Source organism: Methylocystis sp. NC52PC (genome assembly GCF_055698645.1).
Genome location: NZ_CP170127.1, coordinates 1,788,931 through 1,809,705 on the forward strand (window position 1 = coordinate 1,788,931; position 20,775 = coordinate 1,809,705).

Here is a 20,775-nt window from a genome sequence, read left to right on the forward strand (position 1 = left end):
GCGTCACCCGGCTCTCGCGGCGCTCGCGCGCGACGCCGCGATGCCGGTCCGCGCCTCGATCCAGGCATAGAATGCCGCCATGCCCTCGCCGGTCTGGGCGGAGACCACGAGCGTCTGCAGGCGCGGATTGACCCTCAAGGCGTTTGCGAGACAGGCCCCGACGTCGAAGGAAAGATGCGGCAGCAGATCGGCCTTGTTCAAGAGCATCAGATCGGCGGCGGCGAACATGTCCGGATATTTGAGCGGCTTGTCCTCCCCTTCCGTGACGGAGAGAACGACGATCTTGTGCGCCTCGCCGAGATCGAATGCGGCCGGACAAACGAGATTGCCGACATTTTCGATGAAGAGAACGCCGCCCTTGGAGAGGTCGAGCGTCTCGAGCGCGTGGCCGACCATATGGGCGTCGAGATGGCACCCCTTGCCGGTGTTGATCTGAATCGCGGGCGCGCCGGTCGCGCGGATGCGTTCGGCGTCGTTCGACGTCTGTTGATCGCCTTCGATGACCGCGACAGGGATCTTCAGCTTCACGTCGTCGATCGTCCGCACGAGCAGGGTGGTCTTGCCCGAGCCGGGGCTCGAGACGAGATTGAGCGCGAGCACGCCGCGCGCGGCGAAGAAGGCGCGGTTGTCCCGCGCATAGGCGTCGTTCTTCGACAGGATGTCGCGTTCGATTCGGACGATCCGGTCCTGGCTCAGCCCCGGAACATGCACGCCGGCCAATCCCGCGCCGAAGTCGACGACATCGGCGCCAGGGGCGTGGGAGTGGGCATGCGAGTGGGCATGCGAGTGGGCAGGGGCGCGCCCATCGTGATCATGACGATCGCCATGGGCGTCATGATGATGGCGATGGTCGTGCTCATGATCAGGGTGGGTATGGTCGTGGACGTGGCGGTGAGGACCCTCCGCACTCTCCGTCCGTCCGGCCTGCCTCTCGCCCGCTTCGATCGACGTCGTTCCGCAGCCGCATACCGTGCACATCAGTCGACCTCCAGTTCTTGAATGCGCAGCTCGTCGCCCGCCGTCATCTGCACACGTCGCCCGCCGCAATCGGGACAAGCGCCGAAGCGCTCAGTGAGCGGAACCGTCTTCCCGCAATCGAGGCACCAACCTTCGCCCGGCGCGCGAATGATGTCCAGCGCGGCGCCTTCCGCCACCGTGCCGCGCGCGACCGCGTCGAAGCAAAAGCTCAACGCCGCCGGCTCGACATGCGCGAGCGCCCCGATCTCGAGCCGAACGACGCGCACCCGCCCGAAGCCCTGTCGGCGCGCCTCCTCGCTGAGGATGTCGACGATGCTCTCGGTCAGCGCCATCTCATGCATGGGCCACTTCCCGAAGGTCGATCTCGAAGGCGACGCAAGGGTCGAAGACGTTCGCAAGCTGGCCGATGCGGCGGCGCGCCGCGGCGCCCGAGCTGATGCGCGCCCCGAGAAGCGCCTCTGCGAAAGGGCCGGCAGGATGAAAGTTCCATTCGGTCGGCGCGACCACTGCATATTCTCCGACCCGGCCGTCCGCGTCGAGCCTCGCCCAATGATACAATCTTCCGCGCGCCGTCTCCACCGCGGCGAATCCCTCTCCCGCGCCAAGCGCGCCGGCGGCCATCCATTCGCCGGCGTCGTCGCGCCACAGCCCGGTGAGCGCCTCCTGCATCGATGAAAGCGCCGACTGCATTGCAACGATGCGCGCGGCCAGCCGCGCCGCCAGCCCCGAGCCGGCGTCGGTCTGGGCTTCGCGCCAATGGCGCGCGAAGGCGCCTGTTTCGATGCGGCGCCCCGGCAGCGCCGGCAGGGCGGCGAAGCGCGCCCCGCCTTTCGCGAGCGCCTGCGCGACGGCGAAGTCGTCCGACGACGAAAGCGCGTCGGGCGCCTTTGTGCGAAGAAAGGTTTGGCGCTGCGCGTCGTCAAGAAGAGCCGCAAGAAAGCTTCCGCGCTTTGGCGCTGGCCGGCCCTCAGCGACCACGCCAAAGGCTTTGGCCGCATTCGAGAGCTGGTCGACGGCGGGCGCCAGTTCCGCGAGCGGCGCCTGGCGCCGGCATTGGTTCGCGAGGACGCGTGAGGCCGACATGGCCTCGCGCAGGGGCGTGGCGATGGCGGTCACATCCGACGCCCAGCCCAGCGCCGTCGCGCGCAGCGATTCCGACAGGCGCTCAGCGGCGAGCCCGATGACGTCGCACTGGGTAGACGCTGTCTCGGCTCCTCTCGCGGCGGCGATGGCGCGCCGCGCCGCGATTTGGTGCGAAAAGCCGCAGAGGGTGAAGAGCTGACCCGCAAGCGCGAAAATTTCCTCGTCGTTACGACCGGCAAACAGGCGGGGGGCCAGTTCCGCCGGTCGCGTCGACTGGATCATGACGGAAGCCGCGCGCCCGTCGGCGTCGATGTCGAGGCCGATCTGGATCAGGCCTGTCCCAACGGGCGCGTTCACGGCGGCGCCTCCTTGGCGCTGACCAATTGCCCGCGCAGGAGGGCGCGGCGATCCACGCTGGCGGGCGCCGGCCCGAGCTCTTCCAGCATGGCTGGATTGAACAGCGCCGAAATGGCCGCGGCCGCCGTCTCCCGCGCCGCCGCCATGTCTGCGAATCCGAACATGGGCGAAAACAGCGAGCAGGAATATATCACGCCGAAGCCCTCGAGGGCGCCGCAGATGAATTCGACGTCCCCGGCGGGCAGGGTGATGGACAGACGGCCGCCAGGACGCCCCTCCTGCGGAGAGTCCGGCGCCGCCGCCAAAACAAGATTCATGAACCAGGGCGTCACGATCACGCCGAGGGCTCTCTCGCCGAAGCCGCGAAAACCGACCGCCTCCACGTCGAGCGCCGCGTTGCAGATCGAGACGCCCTGCATGGGTCCCGAACGAATCTCGGCGTAAAGGGACGCGAGTCGCGCGCCGATCGCCTGCGCCGCCTCATCCCTCATGGCGGAATCGCAGAAATTTGTCGCGCGGCGCGTCGCATGTCGGACAGCGCCACTCCTCCGGCAATCGTGAAAAAGGCGTGCCCGGCGGGATCTGCCAGACGGGATCGCCTTCCGCCGGATCATAGACGCTCCAGCACACGCCGCACTCCATGCGCTCGGTCGCGGCGGCGTCTTCGGAGCGGGAGGGGTCGACGCTCATTGAAAATAGGCCTCGTGAATTTCGCGCAGACGCTCGGCCGAGTCGTGAAAATCCTCGTCCGCCGCGCAGGCCGCGAGCGGCGGGTCGCCGATTTCCAGCGTATCGAGAATAATCGCGTCCATCGCGTTGAAAAACTGCACCGACCAGACGTTGCGAACGCCCGTCGCATGCACCCGGCAGCTTCCGTAGCCCCGCGAGACGAGGCGGACAGGCCCGTCGCCGAGCGTCTGCTGCAGAAACTGCATATCGGCGTCATTGACCGGCAGCAGCGAGAAATTGATGACATGCGGCGGATCGCCTGGCCGATGCGCAGCGCCGCGGGCGCGGATTTCAGCGAGGAGAGGCATGACGTTCATCGCGTCGGCGGGCGGGACGCCGATGTCGATTTTTGTCCTGGCGAGTTCGGCCGCTTTGCGCACCGCCTGTGGTATGGCCGCGATTTCCAGATAATCGGCGATGCACGCGCCCCCTTCGTCGGTGAAGCGCACGCGCCACAAGCCGGCCAAAACCGACTCCTGAATTTGCGCCACGACGCCGTCCGTCAGCGCGGCGACGCCGGCGACCTCGCCCGCCCCGAGCAATTGCGAGAGCAATTCCCGATCATCCGCCGGGAGGTCGGTGATGTCGAAGAGGCGCGCCGGCGCCGACGCCTTCTGCGCGGCGAGCGCGTCGGCGACCCGGGGCAGGAGGCCGGCGACGGAAGGACAGCGCGCGATCAGCTCCTCGGCCGAGCGCGTCGCGAGAAAATTGATGCGCCGCGTATCCGCAAGCGCATCGTCGCCGCCGATCTTTGCAAGCGTCACCGCTTCCTCGGCGCCTTCCGGCGCGACCCAGAAACCGACTTTCACGCTGTCGCTCCCTTGTAAGCGGAGGTGATGGCGACCCGTGGCGCAGCTTGTGCGAGCGGTTGCGCCGCCGGATCGAGGAACGCCTCGATCTTTTGCAGATAATCCGCCCAGTCGCGGACCCGCGGAATGACGCCGATCGTCACGCCGGCGCGGATGACGGCGAGAGAGGGGAAGACGTCGACGTGATAGACTTGTCCGAGCGCGCGCTCGGCCCCCAAGGCGACGACCGCGCCCCGCAAACGTCCCTGAAAGGCACCCAGAAGCTCGGGGAAAATCACCGCGACGTCGGCGGCCTCGGGCCGCTGCGCCGGATCGCCGGGGAAGAACAGAAGCACTGCTTCGTTGCGGCCGCCGCCGAGCGCATCCGCGGCGCTCCTCTCGTCGATGATCGGAACGCCGGCGCGCTCCAAAACGCCGGATGCTTGCATCACGCTCTCCTAGTCTCTCGGTTTGTGCAGGAAGGCCGGGAGTTGTGGTTCACGATCGACGAGATCAGCGAAAAAGTGTTCGAAATCCTCGCCGTTCAACGCGGCCTCCAACCCGTCGAGCGCCGCGTCGATCGCCGCCGCCTCCGCCGAGTCGAGAACGCGCATGGCGGCGCTAAGATGAACGAGCACGCGCGCGCCCGGTGGTTGGGCGCCGACGAGCAGCATCGAGACGACCGCCGTCTCGCCCTTGCGCGCGCAGAGCGCCTGCGCGGCGTCGCCCGAGAGAACCGTCATTGGAAAACCGAGGCACATGGATATCAGCCGCGTCGCCGGCGCCGAGCCCGGCCGGCGGCCTCAGTGGCGAAAAGGCCCACCCGCCACAGCGCTGCGACCAGCGCGAGAACGAGCGCCGGATGCAATGGCTGCGCCGCCGCGTCGGCGACGACATGAGGATGAAGGTGGGGGCCCTCATGCGCCTGGGCGCCACACATTGCGGCGGCCAGGAGCAACATCGCCGCGCCAGTTCTTGAGAATAGATTCATATCCTCTCCTCCGTCCTTCAGAGGCGCCTTTCATAGCTTCGATGGTCGATGTCATTTGCGAGCAGCGCCGGCGCGCATTCGGACGGCGGGCGCGGCGTCAAAGCGACGCCCCATTCGGCGAGCAACGCAACGGCGGCGTCGATCGCTGGCGCGATGGCGGCGTGCACGGGTTCGGTGAGCGGCCCGCCCCAGTTCTCGAGGTCGAGGGGCTGGCAGCCGACGAGCGCGATTTTCTCCGGGTAGCGGCCAAGAAGATCGGCGGCGCTGAGCACCTCCTGGAATCCGGTCTGATGCAGGCTCATCTTCTTCGAGCCCGTGAACTTCGGAACCTCGTCGTCACGCACGATTTTCAGCGCGCCCGGCGCCAGGCCGTAATCGACGGCGTCGAAAACGAGAAGGCAATCGGCCTCCTCCACGAAATGGACGAGATAAAGACCCTGCGTGCCGCCGTCGAGGATCGTAACGTTCTCCGGCGCTGAGAACCGCCGATGAAAGGCCTCTGCGGCGCGCACGCCAAAGCCTTCGTCTCCCCACAGGATGTTCCCGATTCCGAGAACGAGGATTCGTGGCGCGCTCATGCTGGTCACGCTGCTTCTTCATCTCTGAAGATGCGCTCGCCGGTGACCATCGAGGAGATGATGCTTTGGCGGCTCACAATGTCCTCACGCACCGCGGCGTAGATGTGGATAATGGCGAAAACGACGAGCGCCCACATGCCGAGATGATGGAAAGTGTGCACCTCTTGGCTGTTCGGCCAGATTAGGAAGACCCAGCCGAAAGCCTTGTGCTGCCAGGAGTCGATCCCTTCGCCTTCCGAATAGAGCGCGAAGCCGGTCACGATCATGAAAACGATCGGCACGGTGAACAGGGAAAACATCATCAACTGCGCCAGCGGATTATGGCCGACATATTTCTTCGGCGCCTTGGCGAGGAAGAGATACCATTTCGCCTCGTGCAGCACTTCCCACCAATAGTCTTTGCTCCAGAAGGGCACGTAAAAGATCTGCCGGCAGTGCGGACTGCCAGCGAAAACCCAGTAGAGCCGCAAGAGAAAGGCGACGGCAAGGATCTGTCCCGCCGAGAAATGCGCGAAGCGAATGTAGCCCATGAGGAAATGGGCGCTGGCCTCGCCGGGCGCGCTCGGCGGCGGGCTCGCGATGAAATAGCCCGTGACGAACAGGACGACGATGCACAGCGCATTGACCCAGTGCCAGATGCGCACCGGCGCCTCATAGACATAAACGGTCTGGCGTTGAACGGCGCGCGCGCCATGCGCGTCGCCGACCCCCGAGACATGGACGCTGTCGAACATGAGCGCCTCCCCTAGCGAACCTTCACCGACGCCATTTCCTGCCCGTCAGGACTCATCACATGCGTGGAGCAGGCGAGGCAGGGGTCGAAGGAATGGATCGTGCGCAGGATCTCGAGCGGCTTTCCCGGATCCGCCATGGGCGTGTCCATCAGCGCCGCTTCGAACGCGCCGATATTTCCCTTGGGATCGCGCGGACTGCCGTTCCACGTGGTTGGCACGATGCACTGGTAATTGTCGATCTTGCCGTCCTTGATCTTGATCCAGTGGCCGAGCGCGCCGCGCGGCGCCTCGGTGAAGCCATAGCCCTTGGCCTCCGTCGGCCAGGTCTTCGGCTCCCATTTGTCCACATTCGCGGTCGATGAATCGCCCGCCTTGATGTTGGCAACGAGCTTGTCCTGGAAGTAGCGGAGCTTATGCGCCGCCCACTGGCACTCGAGGCCGCGCGCGGCCGTGCGGCCGAGCGTCGAGAACAGCGCGGTGACCGGAACGCCGAGCGTCTGGAGCAGCTTGTCGGCCGGCTCCTTGAACTCGGGCTTGCCCTGCGCATAGCCGATGATGTAGCGGGCGAGCGGCCCCACCTCCACGGCGTTGCCGCGCCAGCGCGGCGATTTGATCCAGCTGTATTTCCCCCCCTCGTCGACCGCCTCGATATTGGTCGGCGTGCCCTTGGCGTTGGGGCCGAGTTTGTAATTAGGCTCGGTGACGCCGTCGAAGGGATGCAGTCCCTTGGTTTCGTCGGGATATTTGTACCAGGAATGCGTCACGAACTCCTGGATCTGGTCCGGATCCGCCTGGTCGATCGGCAAGACCTCGTTGAGATTGCCGTTGAGGATCACGCCGCGCGGCAAGAGCAGGTTATTGGCGGAATAGTCATTGGCGTGCTCGGGAATGTCGCCATAGCTCATCACGCTCTTGCCGGAGAGTCCGCCGCCATAGAGCCAGTCCTTGTAGAAACCTGCGATGGCGACGAGGTCCGGGATATAAACCTGCTCGACGAATTCAATCGAGCGGTCGATGATCTCGGAGACGAGATTCAGCCGCTCCATATTGACCGCGCCGACCGCGCCCACGCCATCGACATTGATGGCGCAGGGCGCGCCGCCCACCAGCCAGTTGGGATGCGGATTCTTGCCGCCGTAGACCGTGTGGATCTTGACGATGTCCTTCTGGAAATCGAGCGCCTCCAGATAATGCGCCACGGCCATGAGATTGGCCTCCGGCGGCAGCTTATAGGCGGGGTGCCCCCAGTAGCCGTTCTTGAACGGCCCGAGCTGGCCGGATTCGACAAACTTCTTGAGCCGCGTCTGAAGGTCCTTGAAGTGGCCGGGAGAGGAGAGGGGCCAGGGGGAGATCGACTGCGCCAGGGCGGACGTCGCCTTGGGATCCGCCGACAGCGCGGACACCACGTCGACCCAGTCGAGCGCGTGCAAATGATAGAAATGCACCAGGTGATCATGCACCTGCAGGGTCAGCTGCATGATGTTGCGGATCGAATTGGCGTTCTCGGGTATGTTGATAGAGAGCGCGTTCTCGACCGCCCGCACCGAGGTCAACGCATGGGTGCCGGTGCAGACGCCACAGATCCGTTCGGTGAAGGCCCAGGCGTCGCGGGGGTCGCGATTCTTGAGAATGACCTCGATGCCGCGCCACATCGTGCCGGTCGAGACGGCGTTGCGAATGACATTGTTCTCGTCGACATTCACCTCCAGGCGCAAATGGCCTTCGATGCGGGTGACGGGATCGACGACGACGCGCTTGCCGGAATTGTCGAGATTGAAGCCGTTCGGAGTCTGGACGCCCATGACGAAATCCTAGAGGTCCGCGAAGCGCCTGTCGGGCGCCGCGAGGAGAGAAACGGGATCAGACGGTCTCTTTGTCGGGACGCTTGGCGACGACGCGCTTGACGGCGGTGATCGCCGCATGCGTCGCGACGGCCGCGCCGACGACGCCGGCGGCGGCCATGCCGATCTCGTCGGCGTTCTTCTCGACGCCGAACTGGCGGATCGTCGACAGGCGCTCGTAGAACGGCCCCTTGTCCCAGAAGCCCTCTTCCGAACAGCCGATGCAGCCGTGGCCCGACTGAATGGGGAAGGAGACGCCGCCATTCCAGCGAACCGTCGAGCAGGCGTTGTAGGTCGTCGGGCCCTTGCAGCCCATCTTATAAAGGCAATAGCCCTTTCGCGCGGCTTCGTCGTCCCATTCCTCGACGAACTGGCCGGCGTCGAAATGCGGGCGGCGATAACACTTGTCGTGAATGCGCTGGGAATAGAACATTTTCGGCCGCCCCTGGCGGTCGAGCTCCGGCAGCCGGCCGAAGGTGGTGATATAGGTCACGACGCCCGTCATCACTTCCGCAATTGGCGGGCAGCCGGGAACCTTGATGATCGGCTTGTCCCTGATCACTTTATCGATAGGAGTAGCCTGAGTGGGATTAGGCGCCGCCGCCTGAACGCAGCCCCAGGAGGCGCAAGCTCCCCAGGCGATGATGGCCATGGCGTCCTGCGCCATCCATTTCAGCTTTTCGACAAAGGGCTTGCCGCCGTCGATGCAGAACATGCCGCCTTCGTTCAGGGGCGGATTGCCTTCCACGGCAAGTATATATTTGCCCTTATATTTCTCTTTGGTTTCCTCGAGGATCGCCTCCGCCTGATGGCCCGCCGCCGCCATGATCGTATCGTCGTAGTCAAGCGAAATCATCGACAAGACGACGTCCTTCACCAGGGGATGCGCCGAACGGATGAAGCTTTCCGAGCAGCAGGTGCACTCCAGTCCGTGCATCCATATTACGGGCACGCGCGGATTATTCTCGAGCGCGTGCGCCATCTTCGACGCCGCCACGGGCCCGAAACCGAGGCTCGCGGCCGTCAGGGAGCAGAATTTTGTGAAACTGCGACGGGTGACACCTTGACGCCGGATGACGTCGTAAAAGGATTCGATGGCGGGCATGCCCTTCCCCGGAAAAGGTTTCCTCAGGCGGCTCCGTTTTTTTTGGGGCGGAGTCCGCTTCTGTGCAGCTAAACACGCTGCAAGGACTGAGCCAATGCGAAGCTTCGCCGCACCCCGAACTATTTTACGGCGCAGCGCGCTGCGGCTAACCGAGGCGCCGTTCGCGGAAAAGCGACAAGCCTGTGCACTATTAGACAAAATTGTCGTGAACCGCTCACGGGCGTCGGTTTTGCGGCGCCGAAGAGCGCAGCCATCGTGAGCACAGCGGCTCAGCCGTTCCGGCAGGCAAATTCGCCAGGTGACTTGGAATGCAGGCCCGCGAGCGGGACCCCGGGATTTGTCGCCATCAATCCCGCTCGTACAGCCGTGAGGGTGGGCCGCTTTCGATCCTGGCGTCGCCGGCGTCTTTCATTGAAAGCCGGCCGGCGCGCAGGATGACGCGCCGAAGGTTCGGCTTTTCGATCGGGTCTCGCGCTTATGCCGCGGAGCTACATCCTGCGATGCAGATTCCTGAGAACTTCGGCAATTTCGTCTTTGAGAAGGAGCCGGCGTTTCTTCAGGGTCTCGAGAACCTCGTCGGTCGTCGGATGTTCCTCGGACTCTATGCTGAAGATTTCGCGGTTCACGTCTTCATAGTTGGTTGCAAGCCGAGCGAAGCGATGGTCGGTTTCTTTCATGCGCTCGATAAGGTCGATTTCTTGCGAGAAGTCGTCGCTCAGCTCGTGTGGAACTCGCATCATGACAATGCGCTCCCTTCTTTTCAGCTCCGGAGCGGAGTCGCTCGAAGCCTCCAGCCTATCTCCAATTATATGCGCGCGGATCTCGACGATCCAAGGGCCCGATCGGCCGCTCCGGCGCGGGCGCGTCCAATGCGTTGAGCTTGTGCTCTTGGTCAGGCGACGCCAATCCAGAATGCGAAGGTTCCGACAGCGGCGTGCGAGGCGATCAGCGGCCAAAGGTTTCGCGTGAGCAGATAATCGGTCGACCAGGCGACGCCTGCCAGAAAGGTATTGATGAGCAGCAGGGGATCGCCGTAAGCGGCATGCATGAGGGAAAAGGCGACGGAGGAGAACAGGACATAAGTCGGCCCGCTGGCGCCGACTTGCTCGGCGAGCAGTCTCGGCGCCGCTCGACAGACGATTTCCTGGCAGGGACTCGATATGAAGACGTAAAACGGCGCGAAAAGCCGCCAATCGGGCGAGGAATGGGAAGAAGCAAGCATTCTTGCCTCGAGATACACGACAGCGATGAGAAAAACGGACAGGAGTCCGCCGCTGACCCAGTGGCGTCGGTCGCCGCGTTCGGCGAGGCCCAAGTCGGCCAAAGAATAGCCGGAAGCGACGCACTGGACGATACAGAAGCTCGAGGCCACGACGAGGACATGGAAGCGCAGCTCAAAGGGCAGCACCCCTGCGCTCATCGCGGCGGAAGGCCCAAGCAGTAGGAGAGCGTAGACCAGTAACGCGACAAGCGGCCGCGGGCGAGGCAAGACGGTCATGCGAGATCAACACGACGGGCCGGACGTCGTTCCGTTTCGGCTCTGCGGATTTGTCACATGGGCGTCGTAGAAGCCTCACATCTACGCGCCATGCCCTATCTTCGCGCCGCCGTCTTCGTGCTCGCCATGGTCGCCGCTCTCCTGATTGCCGCCCCGGTTCAGGCGCTGGCGCGGCGTCGCGGCTGGGCGATGCAGCATGCGATACCGAAAGCCTTTTGCCGACTGATGTGCGGCGTCATAGGAATAGAAGTGACGCCCGCGGGGGCCCTGCCTGCGCACCGGCCGCGCTTCGTCGTGGCGAACCATCTTTCATGGACGGATATCATCGCGCTTGCGAGCCTGCATCCCTTCGTCTTTCTGGCGAAAAAGGAGGTGGCCCATTGGCCGGTGCTCGGGCTGCTGGCTCAACTCCAAGGCACGGTGTTCGTGGCGCGCGGCGCGCGACAGGAAATCCCCGGCGTCAACGGGGCGCTTGTGACCGCGCTGCGGGACAAGCGCGACCTCGTCATTTTTGCGGAGGGAACCTCGACCGATGGCGCAACGCCGCCGCGCTTCAAATCGGCGCATTTCGACGCAGCCTGTGCAACAGGAGCCATCGTCGCGCCCGTCGCGCTCTATTACACCGACGGCCAAGCCCCGGTCGATGTCGGCTGGTACGGCGCGATGACGTTTCTTCCGCATCTGTGGCGCCTGATGAAGCGCGGAGGCGTATGCTGTCACGTGGTATTCGGTCACGGCATCGAAGCGCGCGGCAAAGACCGAAAGGCGCTGGCGGCCGAAGCGCAGGCGCAGGTGAGCGGCATGCTCCCGCCGCAAATGCGTGGAGCGCCGGGCAGGGCCCCGGTCCGCCGGCTGGAGACGGCCTCGACCGAATTCTAAATTTATGGCGCTTATGCCGCCCGTCGCCCGGCGCCGCTGAAATAGTCGATGTAACGGGCGCCGATTTCAGCAACCGGCATGACGACGAATACATCCGTCGTGTTGAAGTCGACGTCGACGACTGCGCCGTCGCCGAAACGGGCGCCAAGGCGCAGATAGCCTTTGATCAAGGGCGAAAGCGCGTCTCGCGCCTTATCCGCGTCGATCAACTCCTTCGGCGCCATCGCCATGGGCCTGTAGAGATCGTTACGGGCTCTCACCGCCCACTCGCCCTCGGCGCTCGCGTAATGCGCAAGATAGCTCAACGCCTGCGCATGCGCAAAAGGGCTCGCGCCCGGAAAGCTTGCGCAGCCGATCATGACGTCGATGCGGTGAAGGCGAATATAGGCGAGAAGCCCGCGCCACAGAATCTCGATCGTGCGCTTCGATCGGTGCGACGAGCGGACACATGAGCGTCCGAGCTCGAGAATGCGCTTCCCCTTATGGCGCGCCAGCAAGGGAGACAGATCGTACTCCGCCTCGGAGTAGAAGCCCCCGGCCTTCTCAGCCATGTCGCCGCGCAAAAGCCGATAGACGCCCACGATCCTCGACTTGGTTTTGCCGAATCGCGTCTTGAAAGCGTGGTCAATGACGATCAAATGGTCGCAATATTTGTCGAATCGATCCGCGTCTCGTCGCGTAAAAGCGGTTCTTGCGTCGGGGATCGCGCCGCCTTCCTTGTAAAACACTTCAAAGCGCAGACGCTGAGCCTTGCGGATTTCCTTCTTTCCGCGGGCCAGCCGAACTTCCAAAGACCCGAGTCGACCGAGACTGTCTTCGAGCGCTTGCTTGGTGGGCTCTGGCGTTTGAAATCCGGTCAGGCTTGCTATGCTTTGGCCAAGGCGAGCGTCCAACATCCACATCCCGGTGTTCCCTCACGGCACGCGCCAGAGAAAGCATCTCCGGGCGAAGCTTTTGTGACGAACTTTCTCTTCGACAGGGACGCCGCAGGCAAGGCGCGTCGCGACGCTTTAGAAACTACGCTCCGATGGGGTCGTTTCGGTCGAACTGCGCTGCCTCTCCGCTTCCGAACCGGGTCGCTGCGTGAGACCGGAGCGTCTCATGAAAAAGAGAACGATCGCGGAGGCGGCAAGGCACATGAGCGTCGCATAGAGACTTGCATTGTCATTTTCCGAAAACAGCAGGTTCTTCGTGTTCATCCCAAAATAGCCCGTGACGAATGTGGCGGGCAGGAGCAGCGTTGTGACGAGGGTCAGAACGAAGAGCCTGTCGTTGGTCTCGAGGTTGAGAATGGCGTTCAGCTCGTCCTGCAGAAGTCGCGCGCGTTCTTGCACGTTGGAGACCTCCCTGACGAGCGATTCCGTATGCTGGACGAGCCGCGCCGCGGCCTCCCGCAACGCATCGTCCCGCGTATCATTCAGATCGTCTTCAATGTCCTCCAGCCGCGCCAGGGTCGACGCCAGGCCGCCGATCTGGCGGGAAATCCGCACCGCGTCGCGCCGTACCGACCCCAGCGAGGAACGGGCCTCGCGGCCCCGTCCATCAATTAGATGATCTTCGATGCGGTCGAAATTCAGATCGATCTCTTTAATCATGCGACCAAGTTCCGACATGACTGCGCCGGTCATCAATTCGAACAGCGCGAGCGGCGTTTCAACCCGCGCGCCGCGTTGAACGGCGATGCGGGTGTGCTCGACGCAGTTCATCGGTCGACGGCGGGCGGTGACGATCCATCTTTCGCCGAACGCGAAGCGAAGAAAATCCGTGCGAGAAGCGGGTCCCGCCAGCGTGCGCTCATGATCGAGCAAAGCCCCGCTGACCAAGCCGTCCGCGTATTCGAGATATTGGTGGTCGACCGCTGCGCAAAGCGCCGCACGAGCGTTATCCGATAGCGACGCAATCTGGTTGATGCAGGGCCTCGCGCGGACATCCGCGAGGTCCATATGCAGCCAGACGAAACCTTCAGTCGGGACGTGAAACGCCGCCGGCTCGTCCGCCCGGCGAATCAGGAAGCCTTGCTCGTCGAAGCGCATCATCCACAAGGCGCCGGGGATGAGTGAATCCGAAAGGATAGCTGTCGTATCTTTCATTGGGCTTTAATTCCACAGGAACCCAAGCCACGCAAAAAGAGCTTCTCCGGAGCGCCGGAGACCAGAGGCAGGGGATATGGCGCGTTCAAAGGGCCTCAAAAGGCGGACAAGGCCTCAAAGCCGTCGATCCCGAAAATCGATCACGGCGTTCCGCCGTCTCTCTCCGCAGGCCTGCGAGGCATAGACCGGTCTACTGAAAATGGTCAGGATGACAGTTTGATGACGCCGCTCTCTTCTGCGGAGGCGAGGCGCGAATCGAGCGACGCGCCTTCAGGACCAGGCGCGGAGCCTCGCGAGCCAGGGAAACTTCTTCGTATGATGGCGTTCCATGCGGTCGAGGATCCCGCGAAGAAAGCGGACGCCCTCGGGCAGGTAGTCGCCCTTGTTGAGCATGACGCAATCGGCCTGCTGCGACATGGCGGCGTCGGTTGTCTCGGCGCGGCTCGTCACGCCTTCGTGCACCAGCTGATCGAGAACCTGAGTGGCCCAAATTACGGGAACGTGCGCCGCTTCGCACAGCCAGACGATCTCTTCCTGCATCTCGGAAAGACGCGCGAAGCCGACTTCAACGGCCAGATCCCCCCGCGCGATCATCACGGCGGTCGGGTGGGTCGCCGCGGCTTGGGCGATGAGCTGTGGAAGATTGCGCACAGCAAGCGGCGTCTCGATCTTCAGCACGAGCGCTTGCGGCGGTTCTTCGCCACGGCGCGCAGCAAGCTGCATCTGGAACAGCTTCACGTCTTCCGGCCGCTGAACAAAAGACAAGCCGACGAGATCTGCATGACGCGCCACGAATGGCAGATCGGCGACGTCCTTCGCCGTCAGCGGCCCAAGGTTCAAATCGGTGGCGGGGAAGTTTACTCCCTTGTCCTGTTTCAGTCTGAGACCTTTCGCCCTGGCGGCGACAATCTCGAGTTCGACGCCATCGGCGCCCTCGACGGCAATGACCTGGCCGACCGCCTTTCCGTCGTCGAACGCGATTTCCGAGCCGGGCCTGAGCTGCGAAATGACTTCCGGCATGTTGATGGAGAATGAAACAGGGCCGCGGCCGCTTTCGATGCGTCGGACCAGGCGGAGCCGCTCGCCCGGGCGCAAGCGGTATTTTTCGGGCGCCCGCACCTGCGCGACCCGCAGCTTCGGCCCAGCAATGTCCATCAAAGTCCGGCAGGGGCGGGCAAGACGTTGTGAGGCTGTGCGCACATTTTCGATCATCCGCTCCCATGCCGGCTCGTCGTCGTGGGCGCAGTTGATCCTGGCGCAATCCATCCCCGCTTGCAGCAGACTTTCAACGAGATGGCGATCCTTCGCGGCCTCGCGCGGCAAGGTGGCCATGATGCGCGTGCGGCGCGGATCGCCCGCCCCTCCAAAGACCGCCGCGCAAGCGCGGCTGAGCGCGTCTTCGCCCATGCGCCGCGCGGCGGCCGGCGGGTAGGCGGCGTCCTCGCCGCTGAGGCGCCGCAATGTCGTCAGCAACGAATCCAGGGCGAGCAACACATCCGCTTCGCTGCGGCCGAGCGATGAAAGGCCATAGGCAGAGAGCCGCACCTGCAGCTCGCCGAGATCATGGCTGCGCAAGGCGAGATAATGCGCCAAATTCTCCAGCCGGTCGCATGGCGACGTGGTTTGGCTCCATTGCGCCAGCCGCGTCGTCGCTCCGCGCGAGACGTCCTGGCGCAAAGCCGCCACCTCATCTCGCAGCCGGCGCAGGTCCGCCGCGGACTCATCGCATAAGGGCGTCATCGAGCTCGATCTTGTTCTTTCGTCACAGGAGCCATCAATTGCATTTGTACGACAGTTTCGTTACCGGTTGCAGAAGGTTGATCGCTCGAGCCCGGTCTCCTTCGTCCCGCTGGCGCGCGGTGTCATCGAGACTTCATGAGGCGCATCTAAGTTGCCGCGCCCGAAACGGCGGCGTCGACCAATGAATGCTTTTCAACCAGGACTCGACGCCCGCATGCAGCTCGCTTGACTAGGCAATATGACACATCCCCGACTCGGCGTCTGTTATTATCCTGAGCACTGGCCTGAAACCTATTGGCGCGCCGATGCGCGCAAGATGAAGGATCTTGGGATCGATATCGTGAGGATCGGCGAGTTCGCCTGGACGCGTCTCGAGCCGAGCGAAGGAGCCTATGACTTCGGCTGGCTGGAACGCGCCATCGAAGTTCTTCAAGAAGCGGGCCTGAAAGTGGCGTTGGGCACGCCCACGGCGACCCCGCCCCGATGGCTCGTCGAGAAAATGCCGGACATGCTCGCCGTCGATCGCGACGGTAGACCGCGAAAATTCGGTTCGCGACGCCATTATTGTTTCAGTCACGCGGGCTATTTGGAATCATGCGCCCGCATCGTGACCGCTCTTGCCGAAAAATTCGGCCGACATCCGGCGATCGTCGCCTGGCAGATCGACAATGAGTTCGGCTGCCACGATACCGTCGAAAGCTATTCGGCGGCGGCGCGCGCCGCCTTCCGTAAATGGTGTCGACGCAAGCACCAAACGATCGAAGCGCTCAATCAGGCGTGGGGAAATGTGTTCTGGTCGATGGAGCTCTCGAGCTTCGATGACGTCGACCTGCCGAATCTGACGGTGACCGACGCGAACCCGGCGCATCGCATGGATTTCCAACGCTTCTCGTCGGATCAGGTGGCGGCGTTCAACAAACGGCAAGTCGAGATCGTTCGAAAATATTCGCCGGGACGTCTGGTTTTACATAATTTCATGGGCTCCTTCACCGCCTTCGATCACTACAAGGTCGCCCGAGATCTCGATGCGGCGGCCTGGGACAGTTATCCTCTCGGCTTCCTGGAACGCAGCCTCAACGATGAGGATTTCAAGCTGCGCTACATGCGCGTCGGCGATCCGGATTACCAGGCGTTCCATCATGATCTCTATCGTGGTTGTGGATGCGGCCGCTTTTGGGTCATGGAACAGCAGCCGGGCGCTGTGAACTGGGCTCCGTGGAATCCCGCGCCGGCGGAAGGCGCGGTCCGGCTCTGGTCACACGAGGCCTTTGCGGCGGGCGCGGAGGTGGTCAGCTATTTCCGTTGGCGGCAGGCGCCTTTCGCCCAGGAACAAATGCACGAGGGGCTATTGTTGCCGAACAGCGCCCCGGCGCCGGCCTTCGCAGAAGTCAAACGCGTCGCGGAAGATATTCGAAAGTTAGGATTGATCCTGCAAACGCCCCGCGCGGATGTCGCCCTCATATTCGATTACGAGAGCGCCTGGGCCTGGGATATCGAGCCGCAGGGGCAGGACTTTTCTTACTCGGAGCTGGTGTTCGCCTTTTACCGCGGGCTGCGGAGGGCCGGGCTTTCCCTCGACGTGGTTCCGCCTTGCGCGGACGCGGTCGCAGATCGCAAATTCGTGTTGGCCCCGGGGCTTTTTTGTGCAGACGACGCGCTTGTGCGCGCCTTGATGCGATCTGACGCCGTCTGTCTTGTCGGTCCGCGGTCGGGCTCCAAGACGGTCGATTTCCAGATCCCCGCGAACCTTCCACCAGGAGCGTTTGGACAACTTGTCGACGTCACGGTCGAGCGCGTCGAAAGCTTGCGTCCCGGCGCGTTTGTCGCCGTCGAGAACGGGGCGGGCGCGCTCATCCGCTGGTCGGAAGCGCTCGTCCTCGGGAACGAGGCCAGCGTTGAGCTGCGCGGGGTCGATGGACGAGCGGTTCTGGCGAGACGCGGGAACCGTTTTTATCTCGCGGGCTGGCCGGACGCGGCTTTGCTCGATGAGGTCTTGCGGCGCTGTCTCGACTGCGCGTCGGTGGACGGGGCGCTTTCGCATCCCGATATCCGCGTCCGGGATAACGGACCCTTGCGCCACATCTTCAATTATGGACCCGAAGCGGTGGATATCGGGTCACTGTTGCAAGGTCGGGACCTCCTTTTGGGAGACGTCGTTCTGGAGCCCTGCGGGGTAGCGATCTGCCGGCTTCCCAATGCGATAACGTAAAGGTCGCGCGACGCTGGGGCGTCCTGCCGCCCCCTTACGGCGGCGGCCTCTCTCCTGTATCGAGACGACCGAGCGTCGCAGCAATCGTGTAGGTCAAACGGTCTCGCTCATATTCGAGATTGACCTGGGCGACGCGCGCCTCCGTCCATTCCGCCTGTACGTTGAGCACGTCGATGACTGTGCGCAGTCCTGCGTCCCGTTCGACCTTGTAGCCGTCGACGACGCGCTTGATTTCGGACGCGCGTTGCCGCGCCTGCGCGATTTGGGCGGTCGTTGCTCGGCGCGCTTGAAACAGGGCCTGATTGGCCGCGACGAGCTGACGCTCGAGATCGAGACTTTCGAAGCGCTTTCTCGTGGCGAGAGCCTTTGCTGCGCTGACGCCGGAGAAGGCGCCCGGTTCATAGATCGGGATCAAGAGTTGAAGTCTGACGGACGTGTCGCGGATTCGGTTTTGGATTTGCGAAAGATTGGTTTGGTCGGTGCGCGAGGCAATGAGATTGAGTTGCGGCAGCAGCGGGGCGTAAGCGGTCTTGGCGAGATACTCCGCCGCTTCTGCGCCGAGTTGGGCCGCGCGTATCTTCGGGCTTTGGGCGAGCGTCGCCTGGCGCAGGGAATCCGCCGTGTCGGGAAGGGCGCCGCTGGGAATTAGAGGTCGCTCGAGGCTCGCGATATTCGCTTGCGTCAAGCGCTGCAGCTCTATCTCCGAGGCCGAAAGCGCCGCTCTCGCGCCTTCGAGCGCGACAAGGCCGGCCTGGACGCGCGATTCCGCAAGCGCGAAATCAGCGCGCGTCGCATCGCGCACGGCGTATTGCACGCCGACACGCTTCGAAATCGCCGTGAGGTCGTTCACGAGCTCTCGACGGAGCGCGACGGTCTTGCGGTCTCTCAGAACGGCGAGATAGGCGTTGGCCGTGTCGAGAAGGACTTGCTGTCGCTTGTCGATGTTGAGATATGCGCCTTCGCGCAAGGCGCTCTTGGCAGCCTGCAGATCGTTGAAGCGCTTCAGCCCGTCGAGGATCGGAAACGAGAGCTGGACGCCGTAAACATTGGGATCCCGCCGCGCCATCGTGTCGATGCCGCCATAGTAGGAATTGGTGATCGACGAATAGTCCGGCAGATAATCGATCCTGCCGCCGAGGATCAGATCGTGCTCCCAGGTGACGCGCGGCAGAAAGGCTTCATAGGCCCCGCGAAGCTTTGCTCTGACGGCGTTCTGCCGCTCGTCGTCGCCTTGGAGGGACAGGCTGGCGCGAAGCGCCCAGGCCCCCGCGTCGTTCAGCGACTGCGCCCGCGCCCGCGACCATGGATTTGTCAGGGCGACGATAACCGCGAGGCAGCACCGGATCTGAAGAGAGCTGCGGGCAACGCGCATTATCTACCGCACTTCTAGTCCCTGAGCGCCCGCTAGTCAGTTGAGCGTCCGAAGTGAACAAATCTATAGGCGTCCATGGTTAAGGAATTGCTATGTTCAAGCTTTGCGTCCGACGCGCGCTCCGTTTGGCGGAGCATTTTGTATCCTTTGCGCAACACGAAGCTCTCAAATATCGGCTAAGCTTATGCCTGTTCAGCAGATTTCGTTGACTGTGCGAACGTCGTACTGGTCGATAGGGCCATGGCTGAGCAGGGGAAGAATCGTTTCTCCGGCCAGGCCTGGCCAAAAAGTTGGGGGCGTGCGCTTGGGCGCGATTCCAACAAAAAATTGTTCAAAGAGGCTTGAATGAAAAAGATCGCTCTTTCGCTCGCCGCGCTGGCCTTGAGCGCCGGCTCCGCGCTCGCCGCCGACCTCCCCTACCGCAAGGGCCCGCCGGTCCTGCCGCCGCCGCCGCCGCCGCCGCCCATGTGGACCGGCTTCTACGTCGGTCTGAACGCTGGCGGCACCTGGGCCAACAGCAACCAGCAGGTCGTGGCCGTCGGCCCGGTCGGCGCCGGTCCGTTCTGGTCGCCCGGCATCCTGAACCTCGAGCAGGCCAGCTATCTCGGCGCCTTCACCCTGGCGGCCTCCGGCTCCGGCTTCAACTCCGGCAACAACGGCGGCTTCATCGGCGGCGGCCAGATCGGCTACAACTGGCAGTTCTACAACAGCTTCGTTGTGGGCCTCGAGGCCGACATCCAGGGCATCGCCGGCACCAACGCCTCGCGCACCTTCGCGACCGGCGCCGCGGTTCCTGGCGTGGTCGGCACGGCCCTCGGCGACAGCTTCGCGGGCATTCACTCGGTGCGCGGCAGCCTCGACTATCTGGGCACGGTGCGCGGCCGCCTCGGCTGGCTGTTCACGCCCACCCTGCTGGTCTACGGCACGGGCGGTCTCGCTTACGGCGGCGTGACGCTGAACTATGCGTCGTCGGTCGTTCCGGGCGGCATCACCGGCCTGTTCATGGGCCCGAGCTTCGGCGGCGTGAACTTCTCCAATACGCAGGTCGGCTGGACGGCCGGCGGCGGTCTCGAGTGGATGTTCTGGCCGAACTGGTCCGCCAAGGTCGAGTATCTGTATTATGACCTCGGCACCGTGCGCCAGAACTTCGCGCTGGGCTCGACCGACAGCACGCTGCAGGCTCTCGGCTTCGCCGTTCCCGCCGACTCGGCGATCTTCGGCGGCCAGGTTCGCGCCCGCATCAACGGCAACATCGTTCGCGCCGGCGTGAACTATCACTTCAACTGGGGCGCTCCCGCTCCGGTCGTCGCGAAGTATTGATAACCGACATCCAGCCTCGTCGGCATCAATCGCGTGGAAGAAGCTCGGCAAACGCCGGGCTTCTTTCGTTTTAACTCTGGCGCCAGCTGTTTGAGCGCGGCGTCTGCGACGCGGACGAAATCGAGGCTTTCAACCCGCCACAATTGTCGAATGTGAGCGTTTGTATGAGACCGCTCGTCGCATCCATCCTTGGGTTGGCTTTTTTATTCTCCGCTCAGCGCTGCGAGGCGGGAGAGTTTTCCTGCAACTCGATCGACGGCGAATTCACGCGTTGTGCGCTGCGAGACGCACATAAGATGAAAGTCAAATTGAAGCTCGATCGCGAGGGCGGCTGCAAGCGGGGAGACACTTGGGGCGTCGATGCGGATGGCGTGTGGGTCGATATGGGCTGTCGTGCGGTTTTCGCTTACAAGGATCCCGCGACTCGAACTTGGTGGCGCCGGTTCGTGCCAAAATTTGGCCAGTGAGGCCGCAAGCTGGTCA

At 63.5% G+C, this 20,775-nt stretch carries 23 protein-coding genes; 4 read left to right on the forward strand and 19 right to left on the reverse strand.

The annotated features are described in order from the left end of the window. Positions 1-3 precede the first annotated feature (3 nt). The 15 genes from hypB to ACETII_RS10690 all read right to left on the reverse strand — a co-directional run bounded on the left by hypB (position 4) and on the right by ACETII_RS10690 (position 10,592). Positions 4-978: a hydrogenase nickel incorporation protein HypB gene (gene hypB, locus ACETII_RS10620; protein ID WP_472787993.1), complete on the reverse strand. Its 975-nt coding sequence runs from the start codon at positions 976-978 to the stop codon at positions 4-6. Beyond that, positions 978-1,319 carry a hydrogenase maturation nickel metallochaperone HypA gene (gene hypA, locus ACETII_RS10625; RefSeq protein ID WP_472787994.1) on the reverse strand — a complete coding sequence of 114 codons (342 nt, stop codon included), beginning with the start codon at positions 1,317-1,319 and terminating at the stop codon, positions 978-980. Before hypA ends, hypB begins: the two co-directional genes overlap by 1 nt. Then, positions 1,312-2,418 carry a nickel-dependent hydrogenase large subunit gene (locus ACETII_RS10630; RefSeq protein WP_472787995.1) on the reverse strand — a complete coding sequence of 369 codons (1,107 nt, stop codon included), beginning with the start codon at positions 2,416-2,418 and terminating at the stop codon, positions 1,312-1,314. Before ACETII_RS10630 ends, hypA begins: the two co-directional genes overlap by 8 nt. Further along, on the reverse strand, positions 2,415-2,909 hold the full coding sequence (gene hybE / locus ACETII_RS10635; RefSeq protein ID WP_472787996.1) for a [NiFe]-hydrogenase assembly chaperone HybE: 495 nt from the start codon (positions 2,907-2,909) through the stop codon (positions 2,415-2,417). Before hybE ends, ACETII_RS10630 begins: the two co-directional genes overlap by 4 nt. Further along, positions 2,899-3,108, reverse strand: a complete 210-nt coding sequence (locus tag ACETII_RS10640; protein ID WP_363345713.1) for a rubredoxin — start codon at positions 3,106-3,108, stop codon at positions 2,899-2,901. Before ACETII_RS10640 ends, hybE begins: the two co-directional genes overlap by 11 nt. Continuing rightward, positions 3,105-3,956, reverse strand: a complete 852-nt coding sequence (locus ACETII_RS10645) for a hydrogenase expression/formation protein (protein ID WP_472787997.1) — start codon at positions 3,954-3,956, stop codon at positions 3,105-3,107. The genes ACETII_RS10640 and ACETII_RS10645 overlap by 4 nt, the downstream gene beginning before the upstream one ends. Beyond that, entirely contained in the window at positions 3,953-4,384 is a 432-nt protein-coding gene (locus ACETII_RS10650) for a thioredoxin domain-containing protein (RefSeq protein ID WP_472787998.1), read from the reverse strand. The genes ACETII_RS10645 and ACETII_RS10650 overlap by 4 nt, the downstream gene beginning before the upstream one ends. 9 nt (positions 4,385-4,393) lie before the next feature. Further along, a complete protein-coding gene (gene hypC / locus ACETII_RS10655; RefSeq protein WP_472787999.1) occupies positions 4,394-4,696 on the reverse strand; it encodes a HypC/HybG/HupF family hydrogenase formation chaperone in 303 nt (100 codons plus the stop codon). A gap of 5 nt (positions 4,697-4,701) precedes the next feature. Continuing rightward, positions 4,702-4,926 carry a hypothetical protein gene (locus ACETII_RS10660; protein ID WP_472788000.1) on the reverse strand — a complete coding sequence of 75 codons (225 nt, stop codon included), beginning with the start codon at positions 4,924-4,926 and terminating at the stop codon, positions 4,702-4,704. A 17-nt stretch (positions 4,927-4,943) separates the two neighbouring features. Then, positions 4,944-5,504 carry a HyaD/HybD family hydrogenase maturation endopeptidase gene (locus ACETII_RS10665; protein ID WP_472788001.1) on the reverse strand — a complete coding sequence of 187 codons (561 nt, stop codon included), beginning with the start codon at positions 5,502-5,504 and terminating at the stop codon, positions 4,944-4,946. A gap of 5 nt (positions 5,505-5,509) precedes the next feature. Then, positions 5,510-6,238: a Ni/Fe-hydrogenase, b-type cytochrome subunit gene (cybH, locus tag ACETII_RS10670; protein ID WP_472788002.1), complete on the reverse strand. Its 729-nt coding sequence runs from the start codon at positions 6,236-6,238 to the stop codon at positions 5,510-5,512. An 11-nt stretch (positions 6,239-6,249) separates the two neighbouring features. Next, entirely contained in the window at positions 6,250-8,040 is a 1,791-nt protein-coding gene (locus tag ACETII_RS10675) for a nickel-dependent hydrogenase large subunit (RefSeq protein ID WP_472788003.1), read from the reverse strand. A gap of 58 nt (positions 8,041-8,098) precedes the next feature. Next, positions 8,099-9,184, reverse strand: coding sequence for a hydrogenase small subunit (locus ACETII_RS10680; RefSeq protein WP_363345727.1), 1,086 nt, complete (start codon positions 9,182-9,184; stop codon positions 8,099-8,101). Between the two features lie 488 nt (positions 9,185-9,672). Next, positions 9,673-9,924 carry a YdcH family protein gene (locus ACETII_RS10685; protein ID WP_363345729.1) on the reverse strand — a complete coding sequence of 84 codons (252 nt, stop codon included), beginning with the start codon at positions 9,922-9,924 and terminating at the stop codon, positions 9,673-9,675. A 152-nt stretch (positions 9,925-10,076) separates the two neighbouring features. Continuing rightward, a complete protein-coding gene (locus tag ACETII_RS10690) occupies positions 10,077-10,592 on the reverse strand; it encodes a lysostaphin resistance A-like protein (RefSeq protein WP_472788004.1) in 516 nt (171 codons plus the stop codon). A 147-nt stretch (positions 10,593-10,739) separates the two neighbouring features. Between ACETII_RS10690 and ACETII_RS10695 the strand changes: the two genes are divergently transcribed. Continuing rightward, on the forward strand, positions 10,740-11,561 hold the full coding sequence (locus ACETII_RS10695; protein WP_472788005.1) for a lysophospholipid acyltransferase family protein: 822 nt from the start codon (positions 10,740-10,742) through the stop codon (positions 11,559-11,561). Between the two features lie 11 nt (positions 11,562-11,572). Here ACETII_RS10695 and olsB read toward each other — a convergent pair whose 3' ends face one another. The 3 genes from olsB to ACETII_RS10710 form a co-directional block, all read right to left on the reverse strand. Further along, entirely contained in the window at positions 11,573-12,463 is an 891-nt protein-coding gene (olsB, locus tag ACETII_RS10700; protein ID WP_472788006.1) for a l-ornithine N(alpha)-acyltransferase, read from the reverse strand. Between the two features lie 108 nt (positions 12,464-12,571). After that, complete coding sequence (locus ACETII_RS10705; protein ID WP_472788007.1) at positions 12,572-13,651, reverse strand: CorA family divalent cation transporter; 1,080 nt, start codon at positions 13,649-13,651, stop codon at positions 12,572-12,574. A 270-nt stretch (positions 13,652-13,921) separates the two neighbouring features. Then, on the reverse strand, positions 13,922-15,391 hold the full coding sequence (locus ACETII_RS10710; protein ID WP_472788008.1) for a pyruvate kinase: 1,470 nt from the start codon (positions 15,389-15,391) through the stop codon (positions 13,922-13,924). Positions 15,392-15,629: 238 nt separating this feature from the next. Between ACETII_RS10710 and ACETII_RS10715 the strand changes: the two genes are divergently transcribed. Further along, complete coding sequence (locus ACETII_RS10715) at positions 15,630-17,600, forward strand: beta-galactosidase (protein WP_472788009.1); 1,971 nt, start codon at positions 15,630-15,632, stop codon at positions 17,598-17,600. 34 nt (positions 17,601-17,634) lie between these two features. Here the strand turns inward: ACETII_RS10715 and ACETII_RS10720 are convergent, their stop codons facing one another. After that, the gene (locus ACETII_RS10720; protein ID WP_472788010.1) at positions 17,635-18,972 is read right to left on the reverse strand and encodes a TolC family protein; all 1,338 of its coding nucleotides are present in this window, start codon (positions 18,970-18,972) and stop codon (positions 17,635-17,637) included. 345 nt (positions 18,973-19,317) lie between these two features. Here ACETII_RS10720 and ACETII_RS10725 point away from each other — a divergent pair, with 345 nt between their 5' ends. Then, positions 19,318-20,292 (forward strand): outer membrane protein, encoded by a 975-nt coding sequence (locus ACETII_RS10725; RefSeq protein ID WP_472788011.1) that lies wholly within the window; start codon positions 19,318-19,320, stop codon positions 20,290-20,292. 164 nt (positions 20,293-20,456) lie between these two features. Continuing rightward, on the forward strand, positions 20,457-20,759 hold the full coding sequence (locus tag ACETII_RS10730) for a DUF3011 domain-containing protein (protein WP_472788012.1): 303 nt from the start codon (positions 20,457-20,459) through the stop codon (positions 20,757-20,759). The last annotated feature ends 16 nt before the right edge of the window (positions 20,760-20,775 follow it).